The organism is Monashia sp. HAY1-2A (genome assembly GCF_056755315.1).
In genome coordinates, this window is the sequence record NZ_JBNDHY010000549.1 from 1 (window position 1) to 255 (window position 255).

The following is a 255-nucleotide window of genomic DNA, read 5'->3' on the forward strand; positions in this document are numbered from 1 at the left end:
TCTCGGTACTGCGCCGCAGTGAACTCACCCTTGCCGATGTTGTTCTCGGGTTCGTGGAAGTACGACCAGTAGACCGTCTGATCGGTGGGTGCCGTCGCAAACCAGTTGCGGAAGAAAGTATCGTGCTTGCCGGCGATGATCTCTGCCGGCGGCACCTTGAATGAGACGACGAGAGTGCGACCGGCGAGCGCGTCCGCCGTCGAACTCGACCAACCGAAGGGCAATCCAGGCGAGAAGTGTCGGACAACTTCGCTA

At 60.0% G+C, this 255-nt stretch carries 1 protein-coding gene; it reads right to left on the reverse strand.

Annotation, left to right across the window (positions count from 1 at the left end):
- Positions 1–255 (reverse strand): hypothetical protein (locus ACPYOM_RS23055; RefSeq protein WP_481347750.1); only part of this gene is annotated, 255 nt, incomplete at both ends.